The 14,464-nt window shown below is 68.3% G+C and carries 16 protein-coding genes; 12 read left to right on the top strand and 4 right to left on the bottom strand.

All coding sequences use genetic code 11. The features are described 5' to 3' along the window. The first annotated feature begins 159 nt into the window (after positions 1–159). On the top strand, positions 160–864 hold the full coding sequence (locus ERC79_RS12255) for a TMEM165/GDT1 family protein (RefSeq protein WP_131578520.1): 705 nt from the start codon (positions 160–162) through the stop codon (positions 862–864). A 9-nt stretch (positions 865–873) separates the two neighbouring features. Further along, positions 874–1,359: an FABP family protein gene (locus ERC79_RS12250; protein WP_131578518.1), complete on the top strand. Its 486-nt coding sequence runs from the start codon at positions 874–876 to the stop codon at positions 1,357–1,359. A gap of 111 nt (positions 1,360–1,470) precedes the next feature. On the opposite strand, the gene ERC79_RS12245 is transcribed toward ERC79_RS12250, so the two are convergent. Further along, positions 1,471–2,109, bottom strand: coding sequence for a superoxide dismutase (locus ERC79_RS12245; protein ID WP_131578516.1), 639 nt, complete (start codon positions 2,107–2,109; stop codon positions 1,471–1,473). 213 nt (positions 2,110–2,322) lie between these two features. Between ERC79_RS12245 and ERC79_RS12240 the strand changes: the two genes are divergently transcribed. Then, the gene (locus ERC79_RS12240; protein WP_131578514.1) at positions 2,323–3,741 is read left to right on the top strand and encodes an amidase; all 1,419 of its coding nucleotides are present in this window, start codon (positions 2,323–2,325) and stop codon (positions 3,739–3,741) included. A gap of 136 nt (positions 3,742–3,877) precedes the next feature. On the opposite strand, the gene ERC79_RS12235 is transcribed toward ERC79_RS12240, so the two are convergent. Together ERC79_RS12235 and ERC79_RS12230 are read right to left on the bottom strand one after the other, a co-directional pair. Further along, positions 3,878–4,519: a DUF6308 family protein gene (locus tag ERC79_RS12235; RefSeq protein ID WP_165497100.1), complete on the bottom strand. Its 642-nt coding sequence runs from the start codon at positions 4,517–4,519 to the stop codon at positions 3,878–3,880. A 1-nt stretch (position 4,520) separates the two neighbouring features. Next, a complete protein-coding gene (locus tag ERC79_RS12230; protein WP_131578510.1) occupies positions 4,521–5,105 on the bottom strand; it encodes a hypothetical protein in 585 nt (194 codons plus the stop codon). Between the two features lie 601 nt (positions 5,106–5,706). On the opposite strand from ERC79_RS12230, the gene ERC79_RS12225 reads away from it, so the two are divergent. The 4 genes from ERC79_RS12225 to ERC79_RS12210 all read left to right on the top strand — a co-directional run bounded on the left by ERC79_RS12225 (position 5,707) and on the right by ERC79_RS12210 (position 9,001). After that, positions 5,707–6,234, top strand: a complete 528-nt coding sequence (locus ERC79_RS12225; RefSeq protein ID WP_131578509.1) for a hypothetical protein — start codon at positions 5,707–5,709, stop codon at positions 6,232–6,234. 65 nt (positions 6,235–6,299) lie between these two features. Next, a complete protein-coding gene (locus tag ERC79_RS12220) occupies positions 6,300–7,328 on the top strand; it encodes a DUF916 domain-containing protein (protein WP_242676537.1) in 1,029 nt (342 codons plus the stop codon). Between the two features lie 2 nt (positions 7,329–7,330). Then, positions 7,331–8,026 carry a hypothetical protein gene (locus ERC79_RS12215; RefSeq protein ID WP_131578507.1) on the top strand — a complete coding sequence of 232 codons (696 nt, stop codon included), beginning with the start codon at positions 7,331–7,333 and terminating at the stop codon, positions 8,024–8,026. Between the two features lie 207 nt (positions 8,027–8,233). Then, the gene (locus ERC79_RS12210; RefSeq protein ID WP_131578506.1) at positions 8,234–9,001 is read left to right on the top strand and encodes an SDR family NAD(P)-dependent oxidoreductase; all 768 of its coding nucleotides are present in this window, start codon (positions 8,234–8,236) and stop codon (positions 8,999–9,001) included. A 136-nt stretch (positions 9,002–9,137) separates the two neighbouring features. Here the strand turns inward: ERC79_RS12210 and ERC79_RS12205 are convergent, their stop codons facing one another. Further along, positions 9,138–10,697 (bottom strand): TM0106 family RecB-like putative nuclease, encoded by a 1,560-nt coding sequence (locus tag ERC79_RS12205; protein WP_131581039.1) that lies wholly within the window; start codon positions 10,695–10,697, stop codon positions 9,138–9,140. A gap of 214 nt (positions 10,698–10,911) precedes the next feature. Between ERC79_RS12205 and ERC79_RS12200 the strand changes: the two genes are divergently transcribed. The 5 genes from ERC79_RS12200 to ERC79_RS12180 are packed head-to-tail and all read left to right on the top strand — an operon-like array spanning position 10,912 to position 14,307. Further along, positions 10,912–11,541, top strand: coding sequence for a DUF6474 family protein (locus ERC79_RS12200; protein WP_131578504.1), 630 nt, complete (start codon positions 10,912–10,914; stop codon positions 11,539–11,541). A 19-nt stretch (positions 11,542–11,560) separates the two neighbouring features. After that, positions 11,561–12,088 carry a hypothetical protein gene (locus ERC79_RS12195; protein WP_131578503.1) on the top strand — a complete coding sequence of 176 codons (528 nt, stop codon included), beginning with the start codon at positions 11,561–11,563 and terminating at the stop codon, positions 12,086–12,088. A 43-nt stretch (positions 12,089–12,131) separates the two neighbouring features. Then, on the top strand, positions 12,132–12,797 hold the full coding sequence (locus ERC79_RS12190) for a YcnI family protein (protein WP_131578501.1): 666 nt from the start codon (positions 12,132–12,134) through the stop codon (positions 12,795–12,797). Continuing rightward, complete coding sequence (locus ERC79_RS12185; RefSeq protein WP_131578500.1) at positions 12,794–13,342, top strand: copper resistance CopC family protein; 549 nt, start codon at positions 12,794–12,796, stop codon at positions 13,340–13,342. The genes ERC79_RS12190 and ERC79_RS12185 overlap by 4 nt, the downstream gene beginning before the upstream one ends. A 20-nt stretch (positions 13,343–13,362) precedes the next feature. Next, complete coding sequence (locus ERC79_RS12180) at positions 13,363–14,307, top strand: CopD family protein (protein WP_131578499.1); 945 nt, start codon at positions 13,363–13,365, stop codon at positions 14,305–14,307. Positions 14,308–14,464 lie beyond the last annotated feature (157 nt).

Raw genomic sequence — 14,464 nt, 5'->3', positions numbered from 1 at the left:
GTCGACATACTGGCCGGCACATCGATGTGTCCGCCCGGCTCAGCGAACCGGTTGTTCGACCGGTGGGCGAGACCTTCGGCCGTGAACGCACCGCGTTCGGGGCCGGAGGAAGGTTCCCCGACATCCTCCGAGAACGAGATCCGGAGGAGGTTCGACACAGTGCTGGCTGCAATCCTGCTGAGTTTCGGCGTCATCTTCGTCGCCGAACTGGGCGACAAATCCCAGCTCATGGCGATGACATTCGCGCTGCGCTATCGCTGGTGGGTGGTGATTGCCGGCATCACCGTCGCCACCACCGCAGTACACCTCGTCTCCGTCGGTGTCGGCCATTTCCTCGGTGCCGCGATCCCCACCGCCGCAATGTCGATCCTCGGCGGTGTCGCGTTCCTGATCTTCGGCCTGTGGACGCTGCGCGGCGACAAGCTCTCCGACCAGGAGGAGCAGAAGGCCCACAAGGTCACTGGATCGGCGTTCCTCGCGGTCGCGTCGGCCTTCTTTCTCGCCGAACTCGGCGACAAGACGATGCTCGCCACCGTCACCCTCGCGACGGACAACGACTGGGTGGGCGTGTGGATCGGGTCGACGGTCGGCATGGTGGCCGCCGACGCCCTCGCGATTGTCGTCGGCGCTCTGCTCGGCAGGCACCTGCCGGAGGCCGTCGTCCGGATCGGGGCGGCGGTGCTGTTCTTCGCGTTCGGCGCCTGGCTGCTACTCGGGGGGCTGTTCCCGGACAGTCCGGCGGGTCCGATCACCGCCGGCGCCGTCGTCGCAGTCTCGGCGATCGCGGCTACTGCCCGACGCATCCTGCGCGGGCCGGGCACTGCCGCGCGCGCCGAACCGATCGACGCGCCCCACACTTCCTAGACTGGCGGCATGAATCAGACGCAGCCCGACCTGCTCACCCCGCTCGGTGATCTCGCCGCTTTCGCCGGGCACTGGGTCGGCGGCGGCGCCGGCCACTACCCGACCATCGACGACTTCGCATACGACGAGGAAATCGAACTCACCCCCAGCGGAAAGCCGTTCCTGTTCTACCGCTCCCGCACCCGCAAGCCCGGCGGTGGCATGTCGATGCACACCGAGACCGGGTACCTGCGGCTCACGGACGGTGTCGTCGAACTCCTGGTGACCCAGCCGACCGGATTCGTCGAGATCCACCGCGCCACACTGTCCGACGGCGTCCTCGACTTCACACCGCATGCGCTCAGCGCGTCCCCCGACGCCAAGCCGGTCCACGAGGTCCGGCGCCGCATCGCTGTCGATGGCGACGTGCTCAGCTACGACATGTGGATGGCGTTCGACACCACGCCGATGACACACCACCTACGGGCAGAACTGCGGCGCACCGCCGGAGGCTGATCGCAGAAGCACCAGTCGACGTCCTCCGTCGGTTTCTGCTTGCCTTCGGACAGCGGAATCTTCTCGGGCAGCCCGTTCCAGTTGATCGCGGGTACGCGGTCGACCAGTCGGTCACTCACCGCCGATCGCCGCCGTCAACCCGATCACCCGGCCCGCGCGCGCAGCGTCGAATCGGCGTCCGACATCGGCCCAATCGACCAACGACCACAGCCGTTCGACGTAGTCGGTCTTCACGTTGCGGTACTGCAGGTAGAACGCATGCTCCCAGGCGTCGAACACCAGCAGCGGCGCACTGGTGACCGCGAAATTTGCATGGTGATCATGCAACTGGTGCACGACGAGGCGGGCGCCGACTGGATCCCACGCCAACACTCCCCAACCGGAACCCTGCACCGTGCCGGTCACCGCGGTCATCTCGGCACGGAAACTGTCGAAGCTGCCGAAGAACTCATCGATCGCCGCCGCCAGGTCTCCCTCCGGCCGGTCGCCACCATTCGGCGACAGGTTCTGCCAGAAGATCGAGTGCAACGCGTGCCCGGAAAGATTGAAGGCCAACGCACGTTCCAGCCCCGCCAGCGATTCCAGCGCGCCGGCCGCGCGGGCCTGCTGGAGTTGTTCCGTCACCAGATTCGCTCCTCTCACGTACGCGGCGTGATGCGCACCATGGTGCAACTCCAATATCTCGCCGGATATCGCAGGCGCCAGCGCGCCGTAGTCGTATGCGAGTTCGGGAAGTACATAGCTGCTCATGTGTCCTCACGCTTCTTTCGGGTGTTCGAGGCACGAGCGTAGCTCGAGTTCGGATGACCGAATAGTATTGTTCGGAGCAAACCACTTTTGCCTCTTCGGCTGTCCGCCCAGGAACTGCCGGTCATTCGCGGGCCCTTGGTGACCGCCCTACCCGGAGCTGGAGACGCCCTCGAACCGGTTCCGGGCCGGCGTCCGCTCACCTACACTCCGGACATGACCGAAGATCCTCGTGTCCACGCCTTCCGTGACGATGCCCTCGGTGATCTCGACGCCACCGGGGTGGCCGCGCGCATCGCTATCGGTGACGTCTCGGCGCGGGAGGTGGTGCAGGCCGCGATCGAGCGGGCCGAGACGGTGCAAGACCAGCTGAACGGCATCGAGGTCCGCGACTTCGAGCGAGCGCTGCGCCTCGCCAGCGCACCCCGGGGCGGCGTCTTCTCCGGGGTTCCGACGATCGTCAAGGACAACGTCGACGTCGCGGGACTGCCGACCGGTCAGGGAAGTAGCGCGTTCACGCCTGCACCCGCGCGCCGCGACAGCGACTTCGTAACCCAGTTCCAGTCCACCGGCGCCGTCTCGATCGGTAAGAGCCGGCTGCCCGAGTTCGGGTTCAGCGCCGCCACCGAGTACGCGGATGCCGATCCCGTCCGCAACCCGTGGAATCCGGAGTATTCCCCAGGCGCGTCCTCGGGGGGATCGGCAGCACTGGTCGCGTCGGGCGTACTGCCGTTTGCCCATGCGAACGACGGCGGTGGATCCATCCGAATCCCCTCCGCTGCATGTGGACTCGTCGGCCTCAAACCGACGCGTGGACGCACGGTCGCCGATGCGGCAGACAAGACGATGCCCGTTCGGCTGGTCACGCAAGGAGTGGTGACGCGCTCGGTCCGCGACACCGCCCGCTTCTTCGCGGCGGCCGAAAACTACTACCGCAACCCGAAACTGCCCCCGATCCGGCTGGTCGAGCGGCCCGGATCCACGCGTCTGCGGATTGGCGTGATCGTGGACTCGGTCGCCGGCGTACCCACCGATGACGAAACCCGGAAGTCGGTGCACGCCACCGCCGAACTGCTCGCCGGGCTCGGCCATCACGTCGAGGACGCGGCACTGCCCGTCGGCCAATGGTTCAAGCACGACTTCGAGCTCTACTGGGGATTCCTCGCGTTCGCGATCTCCACCGGCGGCAAACGAATGTTCGGACCCACCTTCGACCGCACGAAGACCGATAACCTGACTCGCGGACTCGACGCGCTCTACCGCAAGCACATGGTCGAGACCCCGCGGATGCTCTACCGGCTGCAGCGCACCCAGCGCACCTACTCGCAGATGTTCCAGAAGTACGACGTCGTGCTGTCACCGGTGCTCGCGCACACCACACCCAAGCTCGGATATCTCTCCCCAGCACAGGATTTCGAGACACTTTTCCCGCGACTCGCAACCTATGCCGCATTCACCCCGCTCAACAACGTGTCAGGCGGCCCGGCGATTTCGCTGCCGCTGCACCAGACGTCGACCGGCCTACCGCTGGCCTCGCATTTCTCCGCCGACCTCGGCGACGAGCGCACCCTCCTCGAGCTCGCCTTCGAACTCGAGGAGGCCAGGCCGTGGCGGCGGATCCAGGATCAACCCTGACACCGTGACACCCCGAAACTCGGCGCACGGGTACGAGCGACGGTAGGTACGTCGCGCATTGAAGGTCGATGGCACTGCCGCATGGTTCCCGGATCGGACAGATCCTCGTACTCGCCGACCTCCCATTCGCCCGTCTTCAGTTCGAGGTGGGAGCCTTCAGCTGCATCCAGGCAAGCACGTCGAGAATCCGGATCGGCGGCACAGCGCCCGATAGCTGTGCCTGCTCTCGCAACGCAACGAGCCGACGGTGCAGCTCTCCGTCGTTCGCCCGCAAAGCCTGCCGAACGGGTTCCAGGTGCGCCCGCTTGGTGCCGAGGACCTCGCCGACGACGCGGTCGTAAATCGGGTAGAGGCGCGGCCGCTTCCGGGCGATCAGCTTCGACGCGACGGTGCGGCCAACACTCGGCACCGTCCACAGTGCTGTCTCCAACCGCCACGCAGGTGACTCGGCCGTCATCTCGTCGACCTCATCGACGAGGTCACGGTCGGGGCCGACCTCTGCCAACATCTCGGCGAACTCGTCACGGCGCTCGCGCAGGACGATGTCGGCGCCGTCCGGGGACACCGCGACCGAGAGGAGGGTGACGGCGACCAGGTCGTCGGCGGTGAAGACGTCCACGTCACGCCGACGGGTGCCGGTGGAGTCCCACTCGTCCCACAGCGCGCCACTGCGGAGCCGGCCAGTCTTCACCCACGGACGACGGTAGTACTCCTGCAGCACCTCGACAGCCGCATCGTCATCACCCGACGCGAGCACCTTCGGAAGACGAATCGACATGTCAGACATCCTCTTTCATCACGTCGAGTACATGCTGCGCGAACCGCCGATTGTGGTACCGCGCGTACGGGCCACGACCCTTGTCCACGAGCCGCTCGGCGAGCGGGCGGATCGTCGTCTCGTCGAGCGGAAGCCCGAAGAACTGGTCGTCCGCACCCTCGTCGGAGAGAAACCAGTCGATCACCACGCCGTCGCCGTCCGCGGAGGCCAGTTCGGTCTTCCGGAAACGCAGCAACGGGTTTGCCATCGTGAGACCGTCGAGGCTGTACCCAGTTCGCCGCATCAGTGCTGACAACGACGTGTACAGCACGGTGCGGTAGTCGACGGTCTCACCGTTGTCGGTGTAACGCTCCACGTACAGCGTCTCCATCGGCCCGATATTGAGCGTGAAGAGACGTTCGCTGTCGGCGGTCCTGTTCGTCGCGGGGAAGCAGGTCAGCGTCCACTCGTCCACCTCTCCCGACGCCGCGTCGTCGAAGGCCGAGGCGAGATAGCCGGCGACCAGATCGACGACCACCTCGAAGAACGGTTCCTGGCGCAGCAGTTCGAAGTTCTCGTCGCTCGCGGCCGGTTGGATTTCACTCATCGCTGTCCTCGCATTCGGTGGTGGGGCCCTGGCGTGACCGCAGCGAGCTCGGCAGGAATGTCGACACGCTGCCGACGAGGTCGCCGGTAAGGAAACGGTAGCGGTGAGCCTGGATGCGAACGGGACTGCCCCGCGTTCAGTCGATCCTCGACATTCCCTTCCGCGGCGGGTAGCGGAACGACTTGCGCGCAGTGCCGTCCTCGCACGCTTGGACACGCCCCACGGACACTCGTAAACCATTGGCGGACAATCTTTCGACGAAATCGGATGCCGCGAATGGCGAATTCGGCAGAACCAGCGAGACGCGCCCGCGGTGCCGGTGTCGGGCGTCGTTCCACGCCGTGCAACAGCATGTTCATCGAGCCGATCCGCAGCGTCGTATTTGTCCAAGTCGAAGCCGCGGAACAGCTCGTGCGGATACCGCGATCACCCGCTCGACGAAGCCGTGCAGAATGCCCGTATCACCCGCATCAAACGTAAGTTCAAAATCCGCCCTGGACACTTGACCAACTGTCTAGTATCAATAGTCGACCCCGAATCCGGCCGTTCGGTTCGGACATGGGGCTGTCCGTCTCGACCCGAACGTCCCAGAAGAGGAACCATGCGCAAAATCACGCTTGCCGCAGTCGGCGTCGCCGCAGCCGCCGGGCTGCTGGCCCCGGCCACCGTGGCGAACGCCGCCACCTCCGCCAATACCGACGTCACGTTCATCATCGCCGGTGGGGGCGGCGACCTGTCCCTCATCACCGGCGGGCCGGTCGGCGCCATCGTTCCCGGAGCTGGCGGCGCAAGTGGAACGCTCACCACCGTCACCGTGTCCGACAACCGCAACGGCTCAGGGCGCGCATGGACCGCCACCGCATCGACGACCGACTTCGTCGGCCCCTCCATGACGATCCCGAAGAGCGCGGTCACGTACAACGCCACGGCCCCCTTCGGCGTGTTGCTCGGCGGTAGCCTGAACTCGACCGGGCCGCAGACCCTCGACACCCCGAAGGCGGTCATGGAGCGCACCGGGCTGAACTGGCCCCTCGAGATCATCACCTGGACCCCGGCACTCAACGTCGACTTCCCCGGCGGCGCCCCGATCGGCACCTACGAGGCCACGGTGACCGTTTCGGTCGCCTAAAGCATTCGGCACCCACAGGCCGGGGCGCGCATTCGCGTCCCGGCCGGCCCGCCAGAAAGTGATCCATGCGTTCCCTCCCCGCGCTGCGCACCCTCCTCGCACTCCTCGCCGCCGCCCTCGTGGCGGTCGGGACCCCGACGTCCGTTCTTGCCGCCCCGGACCAACCCTCGGGAACCCCCCCTGACGGCTCGCTGGGCATCCGCCTGGTCGACGCGCCGGTGGAACTCAAGGACGACCCTCGGGCCCTGCGGTACATCATCGACAACCTCGCACCCGGGACCACCATCACCCGGCACGTGATGGTGTCGAACAACACCGATGCGCCGGCGAAAGTCGACGTCTACCCCGGCGCGGCGCGCATCGCCGACGGCTCCTTCGTGCTGGAGGATCCAGGCGAGACGAACGCCCTCACCTCCTGGATCACCGTCGACCGGCCGGTATTGCAACTCGACGCCGGCCAGCAGGCCGAGGTAGCGGTGACGATCGCCGTTCCCCAGGATGCGCCGGAAGTCGAGCAGTACGCGGTGATCTGGGCGTCGCTCAAGACTCCCGCCACCAACGGAAGCGGCATCACCAACGAGTCTCGGGTGGGGGTCCGCGTCTACCTCTCGGTGGGGCCGGGCAACGGGCCGCCCGCCGACTTCACCATCTCCAGCCTCACCCCACGGCGCGGGGCGGATCGCAGCGCATCCGTCGTTGCCGCCGTCACCAACACCGGTGGCCGCGCGATCGACCTTGCCGGCGAACTCACCCTCTCCGGTGGACCCGGCGGACTCTCTGCCGGCCCCCTGGACAGCCAGAACGCGACCCTCGCTCCCGGCCAGGACGGCGAGGTCGTCATCCCCGTGCCCGATAGCACCGACCTGCCGGCAGGCCCGTGGAAGGCCGAAGTGAACCTCCAGAGCGGTATCACCAAGCATCAGATGGCCGCGACCATCACGTTCCCGGACGAGGGCGACGGCGAGTCCGTCGGCTCGTCGGATTCCACGCAGTGGCCTCTCATCGCCGGGATAGCGGCGGCGGTACTCGCCGTGGCCGGACTTGTCGCCTTCCTGGTAATCCGCAAGCGTCGTCCATCGGACATGGAGCAGTAACCATGTGGCACAAGAGGATGCCCCGCGCGTTGCGCTTGTCTGTCGTCGCCGTCGGTGTGCTCGTCCTGGCGGGCACACCGACTGCGACGGCGGCCCCCGCCGAGGAGGCCGGGGCCGACCAGGTGACATCGTCCCCGGTCCCGACCACGACGACAACCGCCCCCGCAACCACCACCACGGCGCCGACCACCGCCGCGCCGACGACGACCCCGGCACCGACATCGGAGTGGTCGGCCCCGGCGACGACCACCACCCCGACGCCGTCGGGCCGTGCGGGACAGTTCACCACCGCATCGCGCGGCGGCCTGTCGATCATCGTCGGGGGGCAGTGGGGCACCATCGTCCCCGGATCATCCAGCGCGAGCGGCACCCTCACCACCGTCACCGTGACGGACAATAGCAGTGGCACACGCGGCTGGGTCGCCACCGCGTCGACGACCGACTTCGTCGGCCCCCACTACACGATTCCGAAGAGCGCGGTCACCTACACCGCCACAGCCCTCGCGGGCGAGTTGCTCGGTGGAAGTCTGAGTTCGAAAGGGGCTCAGAACCTGGCCACACCGAAGACCGTCGTGGAGCGCAGTGGGCTGTACTGGCCCCTCGAGATAATCACCTGGACCCCGGCACTCAGGGTCGACTACCCCGGCGGCGCTGCAGTCGGCACCTACACGGGAACCATAACCATCTCGGTCGCCTAGTTACCCGAAGCGCACACCTCTTCCCCGATTCACACAACCGTTCCATATCGAACGCAGGTGTGGTCCGGGGAAGAGGTGTGCGACGCCGACCGCCATGCCCGCCGGCCCCCGTAGCGCACCCGCGAGCGCAGCCCACCACCCCCACGTTATGGTGCAGATCACCACGGCCGGCCGACGGAGGCCGACCCGGAACGAAGGGGAACAGCAGTGGAAATCCAGGGAACCGCGGCACTGGTCACCGGAGCAGCCTCCGGACTGGGCGCCGCCACCGCCAAGCGCTTCGCCGACGCGGGTGCCACCGTGTTCGGCCTGGACCTGGCCCAGTCCATCGAGCGCGCCGGCGACAGCGTGCCGGCCGGCGTCACCCTCATCCCCACCGATGTCACCAGCGAGGCGGAGGTGCAGGCCGCGATCGACACGATCACCGCGTCGGGCGTGCCGCTGCGCACCGTCGTCAACTGTGCCGGTGTCGGCTGGGCGGGCCGCATCCTGTCCAAGCACGGTCCGCACGACCTCGAGCTTTTCCGCACCGTCATCACCGTCAACCTGCTGGGCACGTTCAACGTGATGCGCCTGGCCGCGAACGCGATGCAGAACCTGCCGACGGTCGACGATGCCGGACAGCGCGGCCTGATCATCAACACCGCATCGGTCGCGGCCTTCGAGGGCCAGATCGGCCAGATCGCGTACACCGCCTCCAAGGGCGGTGTGCACGCGATGACGATCACCGCTGCGCGTGACCTGGCGCAGGTCGGCATCCGCGTCAACACCATCGCCCCCGGCACCATCGACACCCCGATGCTCGCCGGCGTGACCGACGAGTACCGCCGTAACCTCGAGGCGGGTATCCCGTTCCCGTCACGTCTGGGCCGCCCGGACGAGTACGCGCAACTCGCACAGTTCCTCGCCGAGCACGACTACCTCAACGGCGAGACCATCCGCATGGACGGCGCGCTGCGCATGGCACCGAGGTAACTCGCTCCTCTGGTGAAGCCCTGGTTCATCCGAGCCGGGGCCTCACCGAGCTCGGCCCGCGCTAAGTGCGCAAAACGCGGAACCCGCCGCCCGAAACCCGCGCTAAGTGCGCAAAACGCGGGGAACGACCGCGCCCTTACAGCTCCGATTCCAGCGGGATCTCGAGCGCCGCCCGGTCGGTCATCCATTCGCGCAGCACCTTGGTGGCGATGACGTCGTCCTCGTTGTACTCGAGCAGCCGCTGCCGCTGCGCCGGGTCCGGTTCACCGTCATAGCCGACGGCCTCGCGGTACCAGCTCATCGAGGCCTCGCCGCTGGCCTCGGCGTCTCGCCATTGGAACCCGGCGATGGGCGCGATCTTCTTGAGTCCCTTGCCGTTCGGGCATACGAACTGATCACCGACGGCCTGATAGATATCCACCCATTGCGGGCCGTCGATGAACTCGCGAATCTCCTCGACGGTCGGCACACCGTCGAGCCCGGCAAAGCGACGGGCCGAATCGAGCAGCCACTTGTCCTCGGCTGATCGCGAATAGCAGTAGGCGGCAAAGGTTTTCCCGACTGCGGCGGCCCCGGCCCGTTCGGCCATCAGCCACGTCCAGAACTCGGCAAACGAGCGTGCCTCGTCCACCGTCGGCACCGGATCCCAGCTCACGAACGGCCGGTAAACCGACGTGCCCGCGACATTGAGCAGCGTCCCCCACAGGTAGGCGCCATGCTCCTGATAGCTCTCCATGTCGACGTCCACCTCGACATCGGCACGGGTAACCGTCACGGTGTTGCGACGACGCACCAGCGGAGCGCCCGCCAGCCACGCCTTCGCGGTGACGACGGTGTCGCGGAACGAGTTGTGCGGCCACTCTTCCGGGGCGTCGCCCTCCCACGCGGCGAGCTGGTCGATGGTCGTCACGCCGTGCCCGCGCAGCACGTCGGCGCGCGATCCGGTCGCCACCAGTGACACGTCGCGGGTCTCCTCGAGCGTCTGACGGCAGCCGGACCACCACGGGCACGACCGGCACTCGCCGATCTGCGACGGCACTGTCGCGAGTTCGCCACGGGCGACGGCGATCCGGTCGGCAAAGCGTTCGTCGTAGTCGGCAAGCACAGTCGACAGGTCGTGCACCAGCACGACATCGGCGCCGTAGCCGATAGCGCCACCGACCAGCGCGGGGCTGGCAAGGTCATGCCGCTCGAGCATCCGGTACACCTGCGCCAGCCGCATCTGGTCCCGTAGCTGAGCGCGTACCTTCCGCTTGGGATCGAGCGTCGGCTGCCACTCCAACAGCCCCGACGTGGTGGCGCCGCTGCCCGGATCGGTGACCTTGTGGTTGACGACGATCACCGGAATGTAACCGCCGCGGTCGGCGTCACGGAACAGGATCTCGACGCGTCCGCGTCGGCCGGTGTCACGTTCGGCGGGCAGCACCGCTCCCCACACCTTCTCCGCGCCGGCGCGGCATGCCTCGAGCGTGTCGCGGGCCCGCTGACCGGCGGGACCGTCGGGCGCAATGCGCACCCAGTCGTCGGGCTCGGCCTCCATCAGCCGGACCCGGACGGCCTCGCGCTGCGCTGCCGCGGCATCCTGGCGCTGCTTGACGCCGGTGTTCGCGGGAGCTGACGCCAGCAGTTCCGGGTAGGTGGCGTCGAGGTGGACCCGATGCCGGCACCGGGTCAGGGCACCCGGTTCGAGGAGCACGGGGGGCGACGAGGCAGCCGAGGCATTCTGGTTCGCCGGAGCCGCTGTTTCAGCGGTGCCGGAGCCGTCCTGCTGGCCGATCTGGGAACACACGATGACGAAGATTATGTGCTCACCTAGGGTAAAGCCGAAAGCCGCGGATCAGAAACCGGCACAGATAAGCTGTGACACCGTCCGCTGCTGCGCCGAAACACCAGATGGAGGGGCCTTTCCAGTGGGGTTGTTCACGAAACGTAAGCGGCGCGCCACGCGCAAGGCGGAGGCGAAGGCGCTCAAGCACAAGGCGAAGCTCGAGGCCAAGCTCGGCGCGAAGAACGACCGCAAGAAGCTGCGGTCCGATTCGAAGGCGCAGAAGAAGATCGACAAGGCTCAGATCTCGGCGCTGAAGGCGCAGGAGAAGGCCACGATCAAGTCCGCAGAGAAGGGCCTGAGTGCCGCGCAGCTGCGCCGCTACATGGGCGTCGCACGCCTGCTCGCCCCAGTCGTGGTGCCGCTCGCCTACCGCGGCGCGACCGCGCTCCGCGCCCAGATCGATACCCAGCGCGCCCAGCGCATGGGCATCGGCGTCGAACAGCTCGGCGAGTACACCGGGCACGGCGCCAAGCTCAGCGCCCGCATTGCCGGTGCCGACAGCTCGGTCACCGAGATCGTCTCCCGCCACCCCGCAGACGCAGAGACGCAGCAGTTCGCGACCGCGATCCGCTCCCGGCTCACCGACCTGGGCACCGCCGTCCATGCCGCCGAGCAGATGCCGCCGGCCCGGCGTAAGCAGGCGCACCATGCGATCTCCGCCGAGCTGGACGGCGTCGAAGCCGACATCCTGGCTCGTCTCGGCGTCCGCTGATCGAAGAGCTCACACCGCCATGTCCGCCCGTCACCCCACGCCAACCGCCGCACTCCGCGGCGGTTCGGTCGGGGCGCTCACGGCGGCGTTGGCGATCGCCGCACACGGCATCGCCGGCGGCGGATTCCCCGATTCGGCGGCGCTGACGCTGCTACTCGCGGCATGCGCAGCCGTGGGCGCGGCCACCGGCGGTTTACCGGGGTCCGCGAACAACTGCAGGACCCTCCTGGGGGCTCTCGCGGCCGGACAGGCGGCCGGACACCTCGCGCTCACGGCCACCAACGATCCACACGTCCACGCCGGACTGCCGGCCGCCGCAATGCTCGCCGCGCACGCCGCGGCCACCGTCGTGTGCGCGGCTCTGGTGCTCGTCGCGGAGCGGCTGTACCTCCCCATCACCCGCGTCCTGCGCACGGTCCTCAGGTCTCCCGTCCTCGGCGTCGAATCCACACCGGTACCCCGGCCGGGACCTCTCGACCGACCCGAGCCCCGCATCGCCGTACTCGCCGCCGGGATCTCCCGGCGCGGACCCCCGGTGCACGCGTAACCCGCGTCCATCGGCAACTCCGCACAGAAACGACACCCCAAAAATGAACAGGACCCTCTCCCGCGCCCTCCTCGCGGTGGGTGCTGCCGGCAGCGCGCTACTGCTGGCCACCGGTGTGGCCTCCGCACACGTCTCGGTCGCCGCCCCCGGCGCCGAGCAGGGCGGCTACACCGTGCTCACCTTCCGCGTCCCCACCGAATCCGACACCGCTGGCACCACCGCACTCACCGTGCAGTTGCCGGGACTGAAGTCGGCGCGCACCGAACCGATGCCCGGCTGGACTTCCACTGTCCAGAAGGACGCGTCCGCGCTCGCGACATCCGTGACGTGGACGGCCGACCCGGGTGTGAGCGTCGGCCCCGGCCAGTTCCAGCAGTTCGTGCTTTCCGCAGGCCCCCTGCCCGAGCGGGGCGAGGTGGAGTTCCCCGCCGTCCAGACCTACAGCGACGGCAAGATCGTGAACTGGGATCAGAAGCCCGGCGCGGACGGCAGCGAGCCCGACAAGCCGGCACCGACAGTGACGCTCGCCGCGGGCAGCGGCGCCGGTCACGCTCACGCCGCTGTCGATACCGAGGAGACGGTTGCCGTCGACGAGACCACCCACAACGCCGACACCACCGCGCGCTGGCTGGGCGGCGCCGGCCTGGTGCTCGGCGCGCTCGGCGCCGCGATGGGCATCGGTGCGACGATCCGGAACCGCCGCTCATGAGGGCGCACAGGATCCACCGCTTCCGCATCATCGTCGTCGGCTTCGTCGCGATGCTCGCCACCATGGCCGGGATCGGCACCGCCGCCGCCCATTCGGCGGTGACGGCCAGCACCCCGGAGAACGCGTCCCAGATCGCGACCGCCCCGCCTCAGGCCAGCATCACGTTCAACGAGGCCCTGCAGGAAAAGTTCGCGTCCCTCACCGTCGTCGGACCGGACGGGAACCTGTGGTCCAAGGGTGACCCGACCGTGCAGGGAAACACCGTCAGTGTCCCGCTCGACGGCCTCGGCCCAGTCGGCGAGTACACAATCGCGTTCCGGGTGACGTCCGCCGACGGTCACCCCGTCAGCGGCACCCGGGTCTTCACGCTCACTCAGGAGGGCACCGGCACGCCGGGTCCGAAGGCCAACGGCCAGAGCGCATCGAGCAGTGACGACACCTCCTCCGGCCAGAACTGGCTGATCTGGGTGTTCGTCGGCGCCGGCGTCGTCGTGTTCGGCGGCGGCCTGTGGCTGGCGCTACGCAAGCCTCGGGCCAAGAGCTGACCGACGCGGGTTCGACACGGATGAGGACGGCGAACATCGGGCGGCCCTGGCTGTTGTTCGCCGTCCTCACCGCACTGCTGGGCGTCGGGCTGGCATGGCTTCTCGCCCGGCCCGACGGCCCCTCCCCGACTGCCGCGGTGCGGGTGCTGGCCGTCGGCGTCGGCGCGACGGTACTGGGGCTGACCGCGTGGCAGTGGTTGCAGCGCGACGAGCGCCGACCCGTGCTGGACGCCGGGCTGCTGTGGCAGTCGACGGCGGCGGCAGCGGGTGTGTGGGCCGCCGCGGAGGCTGTACTGATCGTGCTCGAGGCCGCCGAGATCGAGGGCCGTTCCAGCACCACGGTCTCCCCCTCATCGGTTGCCGGATTCGTCCGCGACATCGGCGCCGGACGCATCGGCGCGGCGACGCTCGCATGCGCGGCCGCGGTGGCGCTGATTTCTGCACTGGCCTACCGGCGCACTCTCGTCTGGCCTGCCGCTCCGGTGGCGGCGCTCACGGCCCTGGCGTTGATCGCACGACCAGTATCCGGGCACATGTCGCAGCAGACGCTGGGCGCGCTGCTGGACGCCGTCCACGTCCTAGCCGCAGCGACGTGGTTCGGAATGCTGGTCGCCCTCGCGCTCGGCGCCCGCTCCCGAGGCGCGTGGGCAGCGCTGCTGCCCCGCTACTCGACGATCGCGTGGCGGTGTGTGTGGCTGCTCGCTGCGACCGGAATCGTGAACGCGGCGATCCGCCTGGGCGGGTTCAGCCCCCTCTTGTCGACCGGATACGGGCGCGTCGTGCTCGCGAAGGTCGCGGCCCTGGCGGCACTACTGGCGGCGGGCTGGTGGCTGCGCCGCACATGGGTGGTCCCGGCCGCCGCCCATCGGATCGTCGCAGAGGCATCGCTGCGCCGTGCCATCGGCGAATCCGCTGCGATGGCAGTAGCATTCGGGCTCGCCGCAGCACTGGCGACCACGGCCTGATTGCGGCCGTGTCCGTCAGTTGACGGATCGGCCACGCATTCACCTGCGGCAATTGGGGCCGATTACCCGATGGCTGGTGATCTACCTCACTCATACCGTGAGGGGTGTTGCGGCGAGGCGCCGCAACCGTGACGTCGGCAAGGCCGACGCACTCGAA

The sequence above is a fragment of the Rhodococcus sp. ABRD24 genome (assembly GCF_004328705.1).
Lineage (GTDB): Bacteria > Actinomycetota > Actinomycetes > Mycobacteriales > Mycobacteriaceae > Prescottella.
This window is presented reverse-complemented; position numbering and strand designations above follow the sequence as displayed.